Source organism: Actinoplanes sp. NPDC023936 (genome assembly GCF_040639325.1).
Taxonomy (GTDB): domain Bacteria; phylum Actinomycetota; class Actinomycetes; order Mycobacteriales; family Micromonosporaceae; genus Actinoplanes.
Window position 1 is genome coordinate 186900 of record NZ_JBEZZR010000012.1, and the last position, 17466, is coordinate 204365.

17 protein-coding genes are annotated in these 17466 nt (G+C 70.4%); 9 read left to right on the forward strand and 8 right to left on the reverse strand.

Annotated elements, in window-relative coordinates:
- Window positions 1–73: 73 nt before the first annotated feature.
- Complete coding sequence (gene pepN, locus AB0F72_RS18645; protein WP_360432345.1) at window positions 74–2632, reverse strand: aminopeptidase N; 2559 nt, start codon at window positions 2630–2632, stop codon at window positions 74–76.
- Window positions 2633–2745: 113 nt separating this feature from the next.
- Between pepN and AB0F72_RS18650 the strand changes: the two genes are divergently transcribed.
- The 4 genes from AB0F72_RS18650 (at window position 2746) to AB0F72_RS18665 (ending at window position 6306) form a co-directional block, all read left to right on the forward strand.
- Window positions 2746–3378 carry a DsbA family protein gene (locus AB0F72_RS18650; protein ID WP_360432348.1) on the forward strand — a complete coding sequence of 211 codons (633 nt, stop codon included), beginning with the start codon at window positions 2746–2748 and terminating at the stop codon, window positions 3376–3378.
- 319 nt (window positions 3379–3697) lie between these two features.
- On the forward strand, window positions 3698–4894 hold the full coding sequence (locus tag AB0F72_RS18655; RefSeq protein WP_360432351.1) for a DUF1015 family protein: 1197 nt from the start codon (window positions 3698–3700) through the stop codon (window positions 4892–4894).
- Between the two features lie 8 nt (window positions 4895–4902).
- Window positions 4903–5820: an alpha/beta hydrolase gene (locus tag AB0F72_RS18660; RefSeq protein ID WP_360432354.1), complete on the forward strand. Its 918-nt coding sequence runs from the start codon at window positions 4903–4905 to the stop codon at window positions 5818–5820.
- Window positions 5821–5832: 12 nt separating this feature from the next.
- Window positions 5833–6306 carry a ribose-5-phosphate isomerase gene (locus AB0F72_RS18665; RefSeq protein ID WP_360432357.1) on the forward strand — a complete coding sequence of 158 codons (474 nt, stop codon included), beginning with the start codon at window positions 5833–5835 and terminating at the stop codon, window positions 6304–6306.
- A gap of 67 nt (window positions 6307–6373) precedes the next feature.
- On the opposite strand, the gene AB0F72_RS18670 is transcribed toward AB0F72_RS18665, so the two are convergent.
- Together AB0F72_RS18670 and AB0F72_RS18675 are read right to left on the reverse strand one after the other, a co-directional pair.
- Window positions 6374–6634, reverse strand: a complete 261-nt coding sequence (locus tag AB0F72_RS18670; RefSeq protein WP_360432360.1) for a hypothetical protein — start codon at window positions 6632–6634, stop codon at window positions 6374–6376.
- Window positions 6635–6952: 318 nt separating this feature from the next.
- Window positions 6953–8167, reverse strand: coding sequence for a GNAT family N-acetyltransferase (locus AB0F72_RS18675; RefSeq protein ID WP_360432363.1), 1215 nt, complete (start codon window positions 8165–8167; stop codon window positions 6953–6955).
- Between the two features lie 101 nt (window positions 8168–8268).
- Between AB0F72_RS18675 and AB0F72_RS18680 the strand changes: the two genes are divergently transcribed.
- On the forward strand, window positions 8269–9027 hold the full coding sequence (locus AB0F72_RS18680) for a DNA-directed RNA polymerase II (RefSeq protein WP_360432366.1): 759 nt from the start codon (window positions 8269–8271) through the stop codon (window positions 9025–9027).
- 3 nt (window positions 9028–9030) lie between these two features.
- Here the strand turns inward: AB0F72_RS18680 and AB0F72_RS18685 are convergent, their stop codons facing one another.
- Window positions 9031–9903 (reverse strand): SDR family oxidoreductase, encoded by an 873-nt coding sequence (locus tag AB0F72_RS18685; RefSeq protein WP_360432369.1) that lies wholly within the window; start codon window positions 9901–9903, stop codon window positions 9031–9033.
- Between the two features lie 108 nt (window positions 9904–10011).
- Between AB0F72_RS18685 and AB0F72_RS18690 the strand changes: the two genes are divergently transcribed.
- Window positions 10012–10884, forward strand: a complete 873-nt coding sequence (locus AB0F72_RS18690) for a glycosyltransferase (RefSeq protein ID WP_360432372.1) — start codon at window positions 10012–10014, stop codon at window positions 10882–10884.
- Between the two features lie 165 nt (window positions 10885–11049).
- On the opposite strand, the gene AB0F72_RS18695 is transcribed toward AB0F72_RS18690, so the two are convergent.
- The 3 genes from AB0F72_RS18695 to AB0F72_RS18705 are packed head-to-tail and all read right to left on the reverse strand — an operon-like array spanning window position 11050 to window position 12418.
- Window positions 11050–11553 (reverse strand): SRPBCC domain-containing protein, encoded by a 504-nt coding sequence (locus tag AB0F72_RS18695; RefSeq protein WP_360432375.1) that lies wholly within the window; start codon window positions 11551–11553, stop codon window positions 11050–11052.
- Window positions 11550–11885, reverse strand: a complete 336-nt coding sequence (locus AB0F72_RS18700) for a metalloregulator ArsR/SmtB family transcription factor (protein WP_360432378.1) — start codon at window positions 11883–11885, stop codon at window positions 11550–11552. The genes AB0F72_RS18695 and AB0F72_RS18700 overlap by 4 nt, the downstream gene beginning before the upstream one ends.
- A 32-nt stretch (window positions 11886–11917) precedes the next feature.
- Window positions 11918–12418 carry a hypothetical protein gene (locus AB0F72_RS18705; protein WP_360432381.1) on the reverse strand — a complete coding sequence of 167 codons (501 nt, stop codon included), beginning with the start codon at window positions 12416–12418 and terminating at the stop codon, window positions 11918–11920.
- Window positions 12419–12480: 62 nt separating this feature from the next.
- Here AB0F72_RS18705 and AB0F72_RS18710 point away from each other — a divergent pair, with 62 nt between their 5' ends.
- The 3 genes from AB0F72_RS18710 to AB0F72_RS18720 all read left to right on the forward strand — a co-directional run bounded on the left by AB0F72_RS18710 (window position 12481) and on the right by AB0F72_RS18720 (window position 15315).
- Window positions 12481–13170, forward strand: coding sequence for an AraC family transcriptional regulator (locus tag AB0F72_RS18710; protein WP_360432384.1), 690 nt, complete (start codon window positions 12481–12483; stop codon window positions 13168–13170).
- 430 nt (window positions 13171–13600) lie between these two features.
- A complete protein-coding gene (locus tag AB0F72_RS18715; protein WP_360432387.1) occupies window positions 13601–14143 on the forward strand; it encodes an SRPBCC family protein in 543 nt (180 codons plus the stop codon).
- Entirely contained in the window at window positions 14140–15315 is a 1176-nt protein-coding gene (locus AB0F72_RS18720; protein WP_360432389.1) for a zinc-dependent alcohol dehydrogenase, read from the forward strand. The genes AB0F72_RS18715 and AB0F72_RS18720 overlap by 4 nt, the downstream gene beginning before the upstream one ends.
- Before the next feature lie 115 nt (window positions 15316–15430).
- Here AB0F72_RS18720 and AB0F72_RS18725 read toward each other — a convergent pair whose 3' ends face one another.
- Window positions 15431–17419 (reverse strand): PAS domain S-box protein, encoded by a 1989-nt coding sequence (locus AB0F72_RS18725; protein ID WP_360432392.1) that lies wholly within the window; start codon window positions 17417–17419, stop codon window positions 15431–15433.
- Window positions 17420–17466: the final 47 nt, after the last annotated feature.

A 17466-nucleotide genomic window follows, 5' to 3' on the forward strand; every position in this document is an offset into this window, starting at 1 on the left:
TTGTCGCCAGGTAACTCATGCCATGTGAAACGCCCCCGCTCCGGCCTGCGGAGCGGGGGCGTCAGTAAAACGATCAAGCGGCGGAGCGGTCCTTCGCCCGGGCCTTGAGGGCCCGCTCGATGCCGTCCCGGCCCTCGGCGACCAGGCGGCGCAGCGACGCCGGCTGACCGTCCCGCTCCAGCCAGGCGGTGGTGAGCGCCACCGTCTCCTCGCTGATCTGGTACGCCGGGTACGCCAGCGTGGCGAACTCCTGCGCCGGCTCACTGTCCGAGCGCGCCCACACGTCCCCGACCACCTCGAAGAACTTCTCCGCGAACGGGGCGGTGAGCGCCACCTGACGAGTGCTCTGGAAACCCTGCAGCAGCGACCGGTTCTTCCAGTTCGGCAGCGCCGGCTGGCCGGTCAGCTCGGCCCAGACGCGGGCCTTGTTCTCGGCGGTCGGCACCAGCGCGTGCGCGATCGCGGCCTCCCGCTCGCCACTCGCGGTACGGTCCCGGGCCAGCTCCTCCTCGATCTCCTCCGGCGTGGCGGCGCCGAGCGCGGCGAGGCCCTGGAGCAGGCTCCAGCGCAGCTCGGTGTCGACCACCAGGCCCTCGGGACGGGACTCGCCGGAGAGCCAGCCACGCAGCACCGCGGCCTCCTCGGGCGTGCGGGCCGCCGTGATGAACGCCCGCGCCCAGGTGAGCTGCCAGCCGCTGCCCGGCTCGGCCGCAGCGAGCTGCTCCTGCGCCAGGCCGGCCAGCATCTTCCAGCCGGTCGGGTTCCAGTCCGGGTCGGCGAAGCTGGTCAGCGCCATGCCGGCCTGCCGCAGCGTGGCCGTCGTGAGGTTGATGTCGGACTCGGCCGGCAGACCCGCCACGACCAGCGCGACGTAGTCCCGTGCGGCCATCTCGGCGTCGCGCAGCATGTCCCACGCGGCCGCCCAGCACAGCGCCCGCGGCAGCGCCGAGTCGAACCCGGCGATGTGCCCGACGAGCGTGGCGAGCGAGCGCTCGTCCAGCCGCAGCTTCGCGTAGGTCAGGTCCTCGTCGTTGACGAGCAGCAGGTCGGGGGCCTTCACCCCGGTGAGCGCGGTGATCTCGGTACGCTCGCCGGCCACGTCCGCCTCGACCAGCTCGCGGCGGACCAGCCGGTCGCCGTCCAGGTCGTACAGGCCGATGCCGATCCGGTGGGTGCGCAGCGTCGGGTAGTCGGCCGGGGCCTCCTGCTGCACGACCACGCTGGTGTAGTTGCCCGCGGCGTCGATCTCGACGACCGGGCGCAGCGTGTTGACCTGCGCGGTCTCCAGCCACTGCGCGGCGAACTTGCGCAGTTCCCGGCCGGACGCCGACTCCAGCTCGGAGAGCAGGTCGTCGAAGGTGGCGTTGCCCCAGGCGTGCTTCGCGAAGTAGGCGCGCAGACCGGTGAGGAACGGGTCCAGGCCGACGTACGCCACCAGCTGCTTGATCACGCTGGCGCCCTTGGCGTACGTGATGCCGTCGAAGTTGACCTCGACGGCCTCCAGGTCCGGCATCTCGCAGTAGACCGGGTGCGTGGAGGAGAGCTGGTCCTGCCGGTAACCCCAGGCCTTGCGGATCGACAGGAACGTCGACCAGGCGTCGGTGAACCGGGTGGCGTGCGTGTTGCACCAGTGGCTCGCCCACTCGGCGAACGACTCGTTCAGCCACAGGTCGTTCCACCAGCGCATGGTGACGAGGTCGCCGAACCACATGTGGGCGAGCTCGTGCAGGATCGTGTTGGCGCGCTGCTCGTACTCGTAGTCGGTGACCTGCGAGCGGAAGATGTAGTGCGCCTCGGCGTGCGTGACGCAGCCGAAGTTCTCCATCGCGCCGGCGTTGAAGTCCGGCACCCAGAGCTGGTCGTACTTCGGCAGCGGGTAGCGCACCCCGAACTGCTCGTGGAAGAAGTCGAAGCCCTGCGTGGTGACCAGGTTGAGATCCTCTGCGTCCATGTACTGAGCCATGGAAGCGCGGCAGAAGTACCCCAGATCGATGCCGTCGTGGGAGTACCTGACTTCATGGTACGGCCCCGCGCAGATCGCCGTGATGTAGGTGCTCATCCGCGGCGAGGTGGCGAAGTGGATCTTTTTGGCGCCCGGTCCGGCCGTCTCCTCGGACTCGACTGGCATGTTCGAGATGACCTTCCAGTGCGCCGGCACCGTGGCACGCCACGTGAAGACGCTCTTCAGGTCGGGCTGGTCGAAGCAGGCGTAGGTGCGCTGCGCGTCCGCCGTCTCGAACTGGCTGTAGAGGTAGATCTCCTTGTCGACCGGGTCCTGGCTGCGCTGCAGACCCTGGCCGCTCGCCGAGTAACCGAAGTCGCCGTCGACGACCAGGGTGTTCTCGGCGGCAAGACCGGTGAGCGCCAGGCCCTTCTCGGCCGTCCAGGCGCTGACGTCGACAGGCTCGCCGTTCAGCGTCGCGGAGTGGATCCTCGAGGCCGCGGCCTCGATGAAGGTGTCCGCCCCGGGCTCGGCGCACTTGAACGTGATCACTGTGGTGGACCGGAACGTGTCGGAGCCGGGGTTACCGTGCCCGTCGGTCAGGTCAAGGGTGATGTCATACCCGGTCACCTCGAGCAAACGACTACGCTCCGCAGCCTCGACCTGGGTCAGGTTGTGAACACCGGCCACGTGCACTCTCCTTCGAGCTTCGAGCTGACTTTCGTTCGTTCCTCGAAGCCTATGCGCCTATGGCGACCGAACTCACCCCGACCGCCCACCCGCGAAGGAGGATCATCGAACTCATGACTCAACGCGCCACCGTCGACATGTGGTTCGACCCGCTGTGCCCGTGGGCCTGGATGACCTCCCGCTGGCTGCTGGAGGTGGAAAAGGTCCGTCCACTCGACATCCGTTTCAACGTGATGAGCCTGTCCGTGCTCAACGAGGGCCGCGACGAGCTCCCGCAGATCTACCGCGACATGATGGACAAGGGCTGGGGCCCGGTCCGGGTCTGCATCGCCGCCGCCCAGGCGGCCGGCCCGCAGGTGTTGCGCGATCTCTACACCGCGCTCGGCACCCGGATCCATCTGCGGAAGTACGAGATCGACGACGAGAAGCTGTTCACCGAGGCGCTGGCCGAGGTGGGCCTCGACCCGGCGCTCGCCGCCGCCGCGCACAGCACCGAGTACGACGAGGCGCTGCGCGAGAGCCACAATGCCGGGATGAAGCCGGTCGGCACCGACGTCGGGACCCCGGTCATCCACGCGCCCGGCCCGAACCCCGGCGAGACCGTCGCGTTCTTCGGCCCGGTGGTCACGCCGGCGCCCAAGGGCGAGGCAGCCGGCAAGCTGTGGGACGGCGTGGTGCTGGTCGCCGGCACGCCCGGCTTCTACGAGCTGAAGCGCAGCCGGGACCTGGGCCCGATCTTCGACTAGCCCGCGACTGCACCCTCGCGTGGTTGCCATTGGGTGGCGTTCGGGCGAAAACTCGACTCCCGGACGCCATCCGGTCGTTGGATGAGGTGTACATCACCTCGTCCTGGCCGGAGGCCGCAGATGCCCGACAGTGAATCCTTCGCCACGTCGACGATCGGCGTCCAGCGCGGCGTTTGGGCTGATCTGCCCCCGGATGTAGCCGGTTTGGTGGCTCCTCCGGTGATCGTCACGGCCAACCCGCTTGCCCCGGCGTCGAGCAGGTCACCCCAGCAGATGCCGGTTGGTGGCCGGCGCGGGCACTCCGGGTAAGTTGCCCCCCATGACGGTCGTGCACCCGATCAGCCGGGCCTGGATCACCAATGGCGGTACCGGGGCCCAGAATTATGACGAGTTCGCCGACGACGCCGAAATCACCGACATCATCAAGGCCAACGCGTCGAGCGCGCTGGCCGTCGAGATGCCGCATCTCGCGCCGGAATCCCTCGGCAAGTCCTTCAGCGACTCCCTGCCGGACGCCGTCGTCCGCCTGGACCGCGCGAAGGCCGAGGGCAAATACCGCCCGGCCGAGAACGTGGTGGTGCTCTACCGCATCACCGGTCCCGGTGAGGCGCCCGCCTACGGGCTGTGGAGCACTGTCGAGACCACCCAGATCTCGACGAGCGCCGACGAGCCCGGCCTGGTGATCCGCAACGAGGACGTGTTCATCGCCAAGGTCCGCGAGCGGGTCGCTCTCGCCGACGCGATCGGGACGCTGCTCTCTCCCGTGCTCCTGCTCCAGACCGGCAAGGGCGAGGAGCTGCACGCGGCCCTCGCCGACGCCGTCGAGACGTCCGGCGAGCCCGACGCGACCGACCTGGACGCGACCGGCCGTACCCACGCCATCTGGGTGCTCGGCCCCGGTGAGCAGCAGGACCGGCTTCTCGCGCTGGCCGGCGGCGGCGAGCTCGTGGTGGCCGACGGCAACCACCGCAGCCTGGCCGCGCAGACCGGTGGGATCCCGCGCTTCCTGGCCGTCGTGACCACGCCCGCGTCGGTCGCGATCCAGCCCTACAACCGCCTGATCAGCGAGCTTCCCGCGTCGCTCGACGACCTGCTGGGGCGGCTCCGCGCGGCCGGCGCGACAGTCACCGAACTGCCGCGCACAGCGCAATTGCCCGCCAAGGGCACGATCGAGGTGTACGCGCAGGGCCGCTCGTTCGCGATCGGCCTGCCCGCCGATCCGGCCGGCACCTCGGTGGAGAACCTCGACCACGCCCTGGTCGAGCGGGTTCTGCTGCGCGACGCCCTCGGCCTCGACCCGGGCGACAAGCGGATCTCCTACATCGGCGGCGACTACTCGGTCGAGTGGCTGCGCGGCGAGGTCGACAGCGGCCGCGCCGAGCTGGCCATCCTGATCGCCCCGGTCACTGTCGACGACTTCGTCGAGGTCAACCTGGAACGGCTCAAGCTCCCGCGGAAGAGCACCTGGTTCACCCCGAAGGCTCGCGGCGGGCTCGTCCTGGCCCAGCTCGGCTGAGTCCGGCGATGCTCCACCCCCAGGTGAACGCCGCCGCGGCCCTGCGGCGGCGTCCGTCGGCCGAGGAACTGGCCGCGGACCCCTACACCCGGCTGCTCGCCGCGCGAGCCGCGATGGAGGAGTCGAACGAGGCGGAGACCGGCCCGGCGCTGCCGTTGCCGGTCGTCGCCGACCTCGACGCCGACGGCGTGCCCTGCCGTCTCTACGCGACCAGGACCGGTACCCCGGTTCTGGTCTACCTGCACGGTGGCGGCTGGTGTTACGGCAGCATCGAGACCGTGGACCGGTTCTGCCGCCGGGTCGCCGACCGCTCCGGCTGCGCGGTGGTCTCGGTCGGCTACCGGCTCGCGCCGGAGCACGTCTTCCCGGCCGCCGTGGAGGACGCCGAGACCGTCCTGTCCTACCTGCGCAAGGAGGGCGGCGGCCTGGGCCTGGACACCGCCCGGCTGGCGATCGGCGGGGACAGCGCGGGCGGCCAGATCGCCACGGTCACCGCACGCCGGCAGCGCGACGCCGCCACCCCGCTCGACTTCCAGGCGCTGATCTATCCGGCTCTCGACCCGCTCACCTCCGCCGAGTCCTACGACGAGGTGGGGGAGTACGGACTGGACCGGGCCTCGATGAAGCTGGCCTGGGAGACGTACGTGCCGGACCCGGCGCTGCGGCTCACCCCGGACGTGTCGCCGCTCGCGGTGGCCGACCTGTCCGGGATGCCGTCCACCCTGATCATCACGGCGGAGTACGACGCGCTGCGCGACGAGGGCGCGGACTACGCCGACGCGCTGATCGCCGCCGGCGTCCCGGTGGTGCACACCCGGTACATGGGCGTGAACCACGGCTTCGCCCGCAAACTCGCCACCATCGACGCCGCCCGGGCCGCAGCGGATCAGGTGGCATCCTCCCTGCGCGCCGCCCTGACCTTCTGAAAGACTTCTCTCATGCGTCTTTACCTGGGCTCCGACCACGCCGGCTTCGAGCTGAAGTCTCACCTCGTGAACCACCTGATCAAGCAGGGGCACGACGTGGTGGACGTCGGACCGCACGTTTACGACCCCGAGGACGACTACCCGGTGTTCTGCTTCCACACCGGCGCCAAGGTGGTGGCCGACCCGGGCTCGCTGGGCATCGTGATCGGCGGCTCCGGCAACGGCGAGCAGATCGCCGCGAACAAGGTCCCCGGCGTGCGTTCGGCGCTCGTCTGGAAGGCCGAGATCGCTCAGCTGGCCCGGCAGCACAACGACAGCAACGTGATCGCCATCGGCGCCCGGCAGCACACCCTCGACGAGGCCACCGCGTTCGTCGAGGCGTTCATCGCCACGCCGTTCTCCGGCGACGCCCGGCACGCCCGCCGGATCGCCCAGCTGGCGTCCTACGAGAAGGACCGCCAGCTGCCGGAGCTCCCCGCCAGCTGACACGCGCGCCGCCTCGATCTTGGCGAGACGGTGCTGGTCAGTTATCCAAGATCGGGGACAGGGCGGTTCAGCGGCGGGGGAGTTCCTCGCGGGGCAGCCAGTTGCGGCGGACGATCACCAGGTCGCGCTCGGCCTCCGCGACCTGCTCGTCGCTGGGCCGGGACGCGTCCCGGGCGCGCAGCGCCGCGCCGACGCTGACCTGGGACGAACCGGAACCGACAAGACCGCGCAGGCCACGCTCGGCCTCGCGGTCGTCGGACGGGCCACCGCCACCCGCCCCGGCCGCCGGCCGGCGCGGGAAGCCGCCCCGCGTCTTCGGCGCGGTCACGTCCGTCCCCGCTCCGGGAACGCCCGGAGGCACCGGAACCGCGGGACCGGCCGGTCGCGCAGGGACCGGTGGAGTTGCCGGTGGCGCCGGGACCGGTGAACCGACTGGTGGCGCAGGAACCGGTGGAGCCGCTGGTGGAGCCGGGACCGGTGGCGGCCCAGGGAGCGGTGTGGCCTTCGGAACGGGGGCAGCCTCGTCGGCCGCCTCGGCGGGCGGAGCATCGGGCGTCTGCGCGGCTGAGCCCGACGGGGGGCGGATCCGGCGGCGCCGGCGTTCGGGCTGTCCCATGACGCCGACGGTACCGCCGTGCCGCCCACCTCAGAAGACCTCGGTCGGACTCGGCCGCCGGTGCCATCCGAACGCGATCGACGGGTCGTTCCCGGTCAGCTGCCGCACCCGGCCGGCGGCCGTGAGCGAGGCGAGTGAGGTGGAGCCGAGATAGGCAGCGCCGAGATCGGTCACGGTGCAGGACAGGTCGGCCGGCTCGGCGGTGCGCGAGCAGATCGCGCCGGCCGGTCCGCCGACCAGCCGCCAGCGGCCGGAGTTCTGCTCCAGGATCGGGTCGGAGACCTCGAGCACCACGTCCACCTCGGTGGCGTACCGCCGGGCAGCGAGCGCGGCCGGCAGGTCGACCAGCCGGATCCAGAGGCCGTCGCCGACCGACGCGCCGAGCCGCCGGGGCTCGTCGACCAGATATTGCAGCGGCTCGTCGAGGGCGCCGAGCCGGTAGCTCACGGTCCGGGACAGGTCCACGCCGAGCAGGAAACGCCAGAGCGCCTGGTACGTCTCCGGGTCGTCCGCGACCACCTCGCGCACCTGCACGTCGCCGTTCGGGCCGTGCCCGTTCCAGTCGTCCTTGACGCGCCACAACGCGTACCCGGTGGGGCCGTCCGGTCCGTCGTGCACCACGGCGCGCAACGGGGTGGCGCCGTCCCGCTTCTCCTTCAGGTCGCTCAGCACGTACCGCCACCAGCGGTCGTCCCGGCTGGACCAGCCCACCTTCACCGGCCGGAGCTGCTCGTAGACCTTTCCGATGACGGCGAGCAGCTCCTTCGGATCGGCCATCCGCAGGCGACCGGCGGGGGTGGCCGGCGGGGCGGGGAGACGTACCTCACGATTCATGATCGATAGGGACAGGCGGGAGCACGCGGGCCCGTACCCAAAGCGGGGGTAGATCTTGGTCTCGCTGGCCCAGAGCACCGCGAGCGGCTCGCGACCCGCCGCGGCGATCTCGCGCAGCTGATGACGCATGAGCCGGGTGAGGATCCCGCGACGGCGATGGGTGGGCAGCACACCGACACCGGAGACGTGCGCGGCCGGAACCACCGCGCCCGGCACGGTGAGATCGCGGGTGAACGCGTCGGCGTGCCCGACCACCGTGCCACCGTCGTCGGCGACCAGCGACCGCTCGGTCTCGTAGATCTCCGCCTCGAGATCCGGGAAGACGTCCTCGTGGAACACCGTCCCCAGCAGGTCGCAGATCGCCGGGAAGTCGTCCGCTGTGGCGGGGCGCACCGAAAGTTCTTCGTCCATGGCATGTGTGTAACGGACTGCTGTGTGCCGAGGCGACCGATTTGTTGGCTCGTTACTCTCGAACTGACGCCGGTCGCCGACCGCACGCCGAGAGGGGAACAATGCCGGAGCAACCGCAGTGGTCCGAGCGGACGCTCGACATGCCGCCGCAGGACCCGTGGGCCGACGTGCCGACCACGCCTGTGACCCACTCGCACGACCACACCCAGGTTCAGCATCCGCCGGTCCAGCACGCGCCGGTCCAGCCCTCGCAGGTCCAGCACACGCAGGATCAGCACACGCGGGTTCAACATCCGGACGCGCCCCAGTCGCCGGCCACCGCGCCGCACCCCGCCTCCGTGCCGCCGTTCGGCCCGCACGGCGCGCATCCGGCCGCCCCCGAGCCGTCACCGTTCAGCCGCGGCCGGGCGCGCGTCACGCAGCGCCCCGACCAGCAGTACGCGGCGGAGCACGAGCCGACCGGCACCGGGTGGCCCGAGGAGACCGGTCACGGGCCCCAGGAGCGGCAGCCGCTCAGCTGGCACATCCGCCGGCTGCGCCGGGGCAGCGAGTGGAGCAACGCGCCGCTGATCTTCGCGTTCGTCTCCTGGGGCATCTGGGTGCTCTCCTCGGACGGATCCTGGACCACCCCGATCATCGTCTTCATCACGTCGCTCTGTGTCGCCGCGGGCGTGTTCGCGCTGGCCCGGCTCGTCGGCAGGCTCGTGCTCGAGCGGCAGCTGGGCCGGCAGCGGCACACCGCCCGCGGCGCGCACATGGCCGCCGGCGTCTTCCTGATCGGCGTCGGCCTCGCTCATCTCCAGCAGACCGGCTGGGTGATGACCGCGTTCCACTGGGTCACCGATCTGTTCGGCGCCTGACGGTCAGCTCACGGGTTTGCCGCCGGTGATGCCGAGCACCTCGCCGGTGGTGTAACTCGACTCCGGGCTCGCGAAATAGACGTAAGCGGGAGCCAGCTCGGCCGGCTGTCCGGCCCGGCCGAGCGGGGTGTCCCCGCCGAACGACTTGACCTTCTCCTCGGGCATGGTGGCCGGGATCAGCGGCGTCCAGATCGGGCCGGGCGCGACAGCGTTGACCCGGACACCCTTGTCCGCCAGGTCCTCGGCGAGCGCCTTGGTGAACGCCACGATGCCGCCCTTGGTGGTGGCGTAGTCGAGCAGGGCGCTCGACGAGAGGTAAGCCTGCACCGACGCGGTGTTGATGATGGTGGACCCGGGCCGCAGGTGCGGCACGGCAGCCCGGCAGAGCCAGAACATCGCGTACAGGTTGGTCTTCATGACCCGGTCGAACTGCTCGTCGGTGATGTCGGTGATCCCACCGGGCTGGGCCATCTGGTACGCGGCGTTGTTCACCAGGATGTCGACGCCACCGAGCTCGCTGACCGCCCGGTCCACGATCGCCCGGCAGTGCGCCTCGTCGCGGATGTCGCCCGGCACGGTCACCGCCTTGCGCCCGGCCTTCTCGATCCAGCCGGCCGTGTCCCGGGCGTCCGACTCCTCCTCCGGCAGGTAGGAGATCAGCACGTCCGCGCCCTCCCGGGCGTAGGCGATCGCGACCGCCCGCCCGATCCCGGAGTCGCCACCCGTGATGATCGCCTTCCGCCCGGTGAGCCGGCCGGTGCCCCGGTACGTCTCCTCGCCGTGATCGGGCCGATCCGGCATCTCGGTGGTGAGCCCCGGTGGTGTCAGGTCACCGCCGTCGAGCTCGGGCTTCGGGTACTGGTTGCGCGGATCCACGGTCGCCTCCTTCGCAGGTGTTCGGTTGACACCCGCTTTCCCGGATCAGGTGCGAATAACCGGATGCGGGGTAACCGGCCGCCCATGGGGGATTCACGGGTGGGTGTCGTGGTGATCACGTGGGAACGGCGCGACGAGGCGCTGGCCTGTGTGGAGCGGCTTCTGGAGTTGCCGGAACAGCCACATGTCGTGCTCGTCGACAACGGCTCGACGGACGGGACAGCGGACGCGGTCCGGGACCGCTTTCCCGCGGTCGAGGTGGTGGCGCTGAGCGAGAACCTGGGAGCGGTGGGCCGCAACATCGGGGTACGGCGGCTACGCACCCCGTACGTGGCCTTCTGTGACGACGACACCTGGTGGGGTCCCGGGTCGCTGTCCACGGCCGCCGACGCGCTCGACGCGTGCCCCGGCCTCGCGCTGGTGAACGCGCGGATCGTGGTCGAGCCGTCCGGCGTCGAGGACCCGATCGTGGCCGAGCTGCGGGACTCCCCGGTTCCCGGCCCGGACTGGCTGCCGGGGCCGGCCCTCGGCAGCTTCCTGGCCGGCGCCTCGGTGCTGCGGCGGGACGCGTTCGAGCAGGTCGGCGGGTTCAGCGAGCGGCTCTGGCTGGGCGGGGAGGAGGAGTTGCTCGCCACCGACCTGCTCAGTGCCGGCTGGGAGATCTGTTATTTGGAGGAGCTGACCGTGCACCACCGGGCGTCGCAGCTGCGTGACGCCACGCATCGGCGCCGGGTGGGCGTACGCAACACGCTCTGGTTCACCTGGCTGCGCCGCCCGCTCGGGCCGGCCCTGCGCCGCACGCTCTTCCTGGCCGGCAGCGTGCCGCGGGATCGCACGTCACTGCTCGGCGCCCTCGACGCGCTCCGGGGCATCGGCTGGCTGGTGGCGAACCGCAGGCCCCGGCCGCCGGTGGTGGAGGCGCGACTGCGCGTCCTGGACGAGACCCAGCGCCGCTCCACGGCTCGCCGTTACGTGGGCTGAGCCGCTGGTCGTCCGGCGCGGCTGGTCGCCCGGCGCGGCTGGTCGTCCGGCGGCCCGGCCGAGATGACGGCACACACAGTGTCCCCGTGTACTTCCGTCCCTGCTCTGGCAAGGACGGAAGTACACGGACCGCTTCGGTGCGCCTTCATCTCTGCCGTTCCGGGCTCAGGCGGCCAGCGTGGCACCCGTCTCCAGCAGCGACTTCAGGTCGCTGAGCACCCAGGCCCAGCCGCCGCCGCCCTCGGCGCCCGGCTCGGTGGTGCCCTGAACGAGCGCGGCGTGCGCGGGCGCGCCGGTCAGCTCGTGCGTGACGGTGAGCCGGCAGACGCCGGGACCGGAGTCCTCGATGTCGTAGGTGAGCGTGGTGAAAGGCTCGGCGGCGGTCGTCGGGTCCATCAGCATCCGCCAGGTCTGCACCAGGCGGCGCGGCGGATCCACCTCGAGGATCTCGCCGTCCGCGATGGTGTCCTCCATGGTGAAGTTGTTGGCTGCCGCGTAGTCCTTCATCTCCTGCGAGGCGATGGAGTGGAAACGCCCGCCTTTGTGCAGCTCGTAGAACTGGGGCGCGGCGTAGCCGTAACGCGTGTTCCACTCCGGGTCGGTGATGGCGGCCCAGATCTTCTCCGGCGTCGACTTGATCCAGATGCGGTAGACCTGCGTCGTGCTCATGGCTCTTCCTCCAGCTGTCGTTTGAGGTCGATCAGTGCCGTGACCTGGTGCTCGGTGTACTTGTCGATCCACCGGTCGTGGATCTGCCGGATCGGCACGGGATTGAGGTAGTGCAATTTCTCCCGGCCGGAGCGACGCACGACGACGAGACCCGCCTCCTCCAGCACCCGCAGGTGTTTGGCGACGCCGAACCGCGTCATCGAAAGCTCCGACTCCAGCTCGGTGAGCGTGCGGCCGTCACGCGCGAAGAGCAGATCGAGCAGGAAGCGGCGGCTCGGGTCGGCCAAGGCTTTGAAGACCCGGTCGTCGAACACCCGGTCGTCGTCCGTCATGACGCAAAGTTATGTGACCATTTGGTCACCTGTCAAGGCCGGCGGCGTGCCAGCATCTCCTGCTCCAGCTCCCAGGGCTCCTCTTCGGCGCGGCGGGTATAGCCCAGCCAGCGGAAACTCGTCGGGGTCATCTCGGTGAAGAGCCAGCGGACCGGGGTGCCGTCCCGGCGCTCACCCTCCTGGACGATGTCGCCGCCGTCGCCGGGTCTGCCGGTCAGCGTCACGGTTCGTCCATACGGCGAGAACCAGACCACGTGCCAGGCGTCGCTCTCCGCCGCTTTCAGACGCATGGTGCTGCCCGTCGTGGCGACCGGGAAGCCGTCCGGGCCGGGATCGGTGAACCACATGACGTCCTGCACGGCGCGGCCGGCCAGCACCCAGCCGAACGTCCACACCGCGGTTCCCGCGACCCAGTCGCCGTCGTCGTTCCGGTAGCGGTTCGCGACGTCCCAGGTGCCGGTCAGACGCCCGTACAGATCCATGTCCTCGTCCGGGCTCGGCCCGGTCGCGCTCAACGCTGTCGCAAAAGTCATGCGAGGAGCCTGCGCGGTCTTCCGGAGCACGTCTTGAACGTTGTTGTCATTACGCTGGCGGGATGCTGACGGTGGTGCGCTGCGCCGGCGCCGGTCGCTGGAGCGCCGAGGAAGCCGTCACCCGGCCGGCGCTGGTGCTGGTGCGCCGCGGCCGATTCGTGCGCCGGGTGAACGGGCGGGCCCGCCTCGCCGACGTCACCACCGGATATGTGCAGCATCCCGGGGAGGTCCAGCAGGTGGCGCACCCGGCCGGCGGCGACGTCTGCACCGCGATCGGCCTTCCCGAGGAGATCGCCGATCAATTTCCGACCCATTTGGTACGGGTGACGAGCGCCGCGGATCTGCTCCACCGCCGCCTTCTCCGGGCGGTGGAGCGCAACGAGCTGGTCGCGGAGCTCGTGGGTTCGCTGCTTCCGGTCCCCGCGCTGCCGCATCCGGTGGTGGAGGATGTTCGCGAGCTGGTGCACGCCGACCCGGCGCTCGACCTGACAGCGCTCGCCGCCGCGGTGGGGTGGTCGCCGTGGCACCTGTCCCGCGCGTTCCGGCTGGCGACCGGGGACACGTTGCGGGCGTACCGGCGGCGGTTACGGGTCCGGGCCGCCCTCGACGAGCTGGACGGCGGCGGTGGCCTCGCGTCGGTGGCGGCGCGGACCGGGTTCGCCGATCAGGCGCACATGACCCGGGCGATCTCCGCGGAGACCGGGATGCCGCCGGGGGCGCTGCGCCGGACCCTGCTCAGACGGACTCCCTGACGACCGCTTCACGCACCGCAGGCGCGACCTCGTTCGCCCAGCGCGCCAGATTTAGTACGTGTGACGCGAAGTCCCCGAGAGTCCGCGCGACCGTCTGCCCACTCCAGGCCGTTACGCGGGCTACGGCGACCGGTGCCGGGCCGGGCTCGCGAGCCGCGCGGCACCACTGCCGCAGCGCGGCTCCCGGCCGCGGCCGCTCCTCAGGTCCACCCGCCGCCGTAAGGGCGGAGATAGATGGTCGCTCTTTCTCGAACGCGGTCGGCTGGCGGGTTCAGGTGGATTGCCGGGGGTATCCGGTTGTGGATAAGACCGCGCGGCCAGGCCGCCGTGGGCCGGGGGCACGGCCGACCGCGGTCCGAGGACGGAGGCCACCCGATCCACGGGCGTCGGCTCCGTGCCCGCCGCGCGGGGCGCACGCGAAGGAGGCTCCATGGAATTGACAGCGACGACAACCATCCGCAAACCCGCCCGGGAGGTATACGCGTTCTGGCGCGACCTGGAGAACCTCCCGACGTTCATGGCACATCTCGAACAGGTCCGCACCACCGGCGAGCGGACCAGTCGGTGGACCGCCGACGCCCCGTTCGGCAAGGACGTCGGCTGGGACGCGGAAATCATCGAGGAGTCGCCCGGCGAGAAGATCGCGTGGCGCTCGACCGGGAAGGCCGACGTGCCCAATGCCGGCACCGTCCGTTTCGTGCCCGCCCCCGACGGGGTGAGCACCGAGGTGCACGTCGCCCTGACCTACGACATCCCGGGCGGCACGATCGGCAAGGCGGTCGCGAAGTACTTCGGCGAGGAACCCCACCAGCAGCTCGACGACGACCTGCGCCGGCTCAAGCAGGTGCTGGAGACCGGGGAGGTGGTCCGCTCCGACGGCGCCCCGTGGGGCAAGCGAGCCCGCAAGGAGTTCCCGCAGCGCCCGGCACAACCGCTGTCGGACGCCGAGCTCGCGAAGGGAGCGCACGCATGAGGGCGAACACCTGGGCAGGCCGCAACAAGGTCGAGGTCCGCGACGTGCCGGACCCGAAGATCCTCAACAACCGCGACGCCATCATCCGCATCACCTCGACCGCGATCTGCGGCTCGGACCTGCACCTGGTCGACGGCTATGTGCCGACGATGCAGGACGGCGACGTCATGGGCCACGAGTTCATGGGCGAGGTGATCGAGGTCGGCTCGGGCGTCGACCCGAACCGGCTGCGCGTCGGGGACCGGGTCGTCGTGCCGTTCCCGATCGCCTGCGGCGCGTGCGCGGCCTGCGCCGCCGAGCTCTACTCCTGCTGCGAGAACACCAACCCCAACGCCGGGATCGCGGAGAAGATGTTCGGCCACCCGGTGGCCGGCATCTTCGGCTACTCGCATCTGACCGGCGGTTACGCGGGCGGCCAGGCCCAGTACGCGCGGGTGCCGTTCGCCGACGTCGGCCCGCTGAAGATCGAGTCCGATCTGAGCGACGAGCAGGTGCTGTTCCTCTCCGACATCCTGCCCACCGGCTACATGGGCGCTGAGATGTGCGACATCCAGCCCAGCGACGTGGTGGCGGTGTGGGGCGCCGGGCCGGTCGGCCAGTTCGCCATGGACAGCGCCCGGGTGCTCGGCGCCGCGAAGGTCATCGCCATCGACAAGCAGCCCTACCGGCTGGAGATGGCCGAACGGGCCGGCCACATCCCGGTCAACTTCGACGAGGTCGACGTCCGGTCACGGCTGCTGGAACTGACCGGCGGGCGGGGACCGGACAAGTGCATCGACGCGGTCGGCCTGGAGGCCGACCATGGCAGCGCGCACATCTCCGCGTACGACCGGGTCAAGCAGGCCGTACGGTCGGAGACCGATCGCCCGCACGCGTTGCGCCAGGCGATCCTGTCCTGCCGCAGCGGCGGCGTGGTCTCGGTGATCGGCGTCTACGGCGGCCTGCTGGACAAGTTCCCCGCCGGCGCCTGGATGAACCGATCGCTGACCCTGCGCACCGGCCAGTGTCACGTGCAGCGCTACATGAAGCCGCTGCTGCAGCGCATCGAACGAGGCGAGATCGACCCGACCCGGATCATCACACACACCCTGCCGCTGAACGAGGCGGAACGCGGCTTCGAGATGTTCAAGAACAAGCAGGACAACTGCGAGAAGGTCGTCCTCAAGCCCTGACCACCGTCGGTCGCTCAACCGCCGACCCGGACCCCGTAACGCGGGGTCCGGGGCCTCGGCCGCCGGGTAAAAGTCGTAGGAGCCTGATCGCCGGGCGCCTTGCAGCGAGCGCCGGTTATAGCCGAACCTGGGACGGGTTTCTTCCGCGTGTCGCTGCCAGCTTGTTGAGCAGGTCCGCAGCGGTGAAGGGCTTCTCCAGGAAGGCGATGTCCTCGTCGAGGATGTGGGTGGTGCCGAGCAGGCCGTTGCTGTAACCGGACATGTAGAGCACGGGAAGCTCCGGCTGGCGTTCGTGCAGCAGCTCGGCCAGACGTCGTCCGGAGATTCCCGGCATGATCACGTCGGTGAGCAGAGCGTCGCAGCCGTGCTGTTCGTACAGGCCGAGCGCTTCCGTGGCGTCCGCGGCGGTGAGCACGTGATATCCGGCGTTGGCGAGAATACGGGTGACCACGCGGCCGAGAGCCGGTTCGTCCTCGACCACGAGCACGGTGCTGCCGTCTCCTCGCGGTGGCGCCGTACTGGGCATCGGCGGGGAGGCCGCCGTGTCGGCCGCCGCGGCGACCAGTGGCAGGTAGATCCGGAAGGTCGTGCCGATGCCCGGCTCCGAGTACACGTTGATGCTGCCTGCGGCTTCGGCCACGATGCCGTAGACCGTGGCCAGGCCCAGTCCGGTGCCTCGGCCTTGGGGCTTGGTGGTGAAGAACGGCTCGAAGATTCTCGCTACGGTTTCCGGTGACATGCCCTCACCGGTGTCGCTGACCAGGAGGCGGGCGTAGGTGCCGGCGGGCAGAGGCGGTTGCATGTTGACCTCGGCACCGTCCAGGGTGGCGCTGTTGGCCTCCAGGACCAGCGTGCCGCCGTCGGGCATCGCGTCGCGGGCGTTGATCGCCAGGTTCAGCAGCACTTGCTGGAGTTGGCCGACATCGGCGTGCACGGTCAGTGGCTCTGGTGAGGGCACCGCGATCAGGTTGATGTGCTCGCCGATGGTGCGTTCCAGCATCGTCTGTACTTCGGTGACGGCCGCGTTGAGGTCCACGTCCTGGGGCTGGACGGTCTCCGCGCGAGTGAAGGTCAGCAGTTGCCGGGTGAGGTTGGTCGCCCGCTCCACCGCCGTACGTACCTGCCTCAGGTCGGCTTGCACGTTGGGCTGGTCGGCGGTCTCCTCCGCCACGAACTCGGTGTAGTTGGCGATGATCGCCAGGATGTTGTTGAAGTCGTGCGCGACACCGCCGGCCAGCTTGCCGAGGCTCTCCAGGCGCTGCGCCTGGTTGCTGCGCTCCTCGATGGCACGCCGTCGTTCGGCGGCTTCCTTCGCCGCGGTGATGTCACGGGCGACGGCCGAGGCGCCGATGACGGTGCCAGCCTGGTCCTGGATCGGGGTGACGGTCAGCGCGACGTCAACGAGTGTCCCGTCCTTGCGTAGCCGCCGCGTCTCGTAGGCCATGCCGCGCTCGCCCTGCCTGATCCGGGCGAGCACGCCCGCCTGCTCGCCCGAGCCCGTCTCGTCGGCCATCATGGTGGCCGGCTGGCCGAGAACCTCTTCGGCGGTGTATCCGAACAGGCGTTCAGCGCCGCCGTTCCAAGCCGTGATGATGCCCTCCGGGGTGACTCCCACGACTGCGTCGTCGGTGTGTTCGACCACGGTCGCCAGGGTGGCCCGATGTGCCTCGGCGGCATCGCGGGCGGCGCGTTCCCGAGCGCCGGCTTCGTCCAGCCGACGCTGGCCCCACGGGTCCACGTAAATGGCGCCTTTGCCGAGCAGGACGCCATAGCTTCGGCGTAGGGTCCAGTAGTAGACGCCTGCAGCGGCGGTGAGCAGGTCCCACAGCGCAGAGGTCCACGACCAGCCGGCGGCGATGTGCATCTGATGGGCGGCAGGGACCTGAATGAGGGACCGGTAGGCCATCACCGCGTGCAGGCCGTGACCGACCGCGCAACTGAAGAAGATCAACGCGGTAGCCGTGGCGAGCCTGTTGGTGCGCAGCTGTCCGGCGCGGGCGACCGGTACCACGATCGCCACCATGATCGCCGCATAGGCCACCATAATCACCAGGTTGCCCAGTAAGAAGATCTGCTGGTCCGGCATGCCCCTCAGTTCGGACAACCGTCCTGCAACCTGAGGGAGTCACAGGTCGCCGCCTCCGGCACGTG

What these genes read in the sequence shown, in the direction of transcription:
- AB0F72_RS18695 (WP_360432375.1), bottom strand. Translation starts at nt 11,553, where the DNA reads ATGAGCACGACGCAGGTCTACCGCATCTGGATCAAGTCGACGCCGGAG.
- AB0F72_RS18710 (WP_360432384.1), top strand. Translation starts at nt 12,481, where the DNA reads ATGCTGACGGTGGTGCGCTGCGCCGGCGCCGGTCGCTGGAGCGCCGAG.
- AB0F72_RS18705 (WP_360432381.1), bottom strand. Translation starts at nt 12,418, where the DNA reads ATGACTTTTGCGACAGCGTTGAGCGCGACCGGGCCGAGCCCGGACGAG.
- AB0F72_RS18660 (WP_360432354.1), top strand. Translation starts at nt 4,903, where the DNA reads ATGCTCCACCCCCAGGTGAACGCCGCCGCGGCCCTGCGGCGGCGTCCG.
- AB0F72_RS18720 (WP_360432389.1), top strand. Translation starts at nt 14,140, where the DNA reads ATGAGGGCGAACACCTGGGCAGGCCGCAACAAGGTCGAGGTCCGCGAC.
- AB0F72_RS18650 (WP_360432348.1), top strand. Translation starts at nt 2,746, where the DNA reads ATGACTCAACGCGCCACCGTCGACATGTGGTTCGACCCGCTGTGCCCG.
- AB0F72_RS18715 (WP_360432387.1), top strand. Translation starts at nt 13,601, where the DNA reads ATGGAATTGACAGCGACGACAACCATCCGCAAACCCGCCCGGGAGGTA.
- AB0F72_RS18700 (WP_360432378.1), bottom strand. Translation starts at nt 11,885, where the DNA reads ATGACGGACGACGACCGGGTGTTCGACGACCGGGTCTTCAAAGCCTTG.
- AB0F72_RS18680 (WP_360432366.1), top strand. Translation starts at nt 8,269, where the DNA reads ATGCCGGAGCAACCGCAGTGGTCCGAGCGGACGCTCGACATGCCGCCG.
- AB0F72_RS18665 (WP_360432357.1), top strand. Translation starts at nt 5,833, where the DNA reads ATGCGTCTTTACCTGGGCTCCGACCACGCCGGCTTCGAGCTGAAGTCT.
- AB0F72_RS18655 (WP_360432351.1), top strand. Translation starts at nt 3,698, where the DNA reads ATGACGGTCGTGCACCCGATCAGCCGGGCCTGGATCACCAATGGCGGT.
- AB0F72_RS18675 (WP_360432363.1), bottom strand. Translation starts at nt 8,167, where the DNA reads ATGGACGAAGAACTTTCGGTGCGCCCCGCCACAGCGGACGACTTCCCG.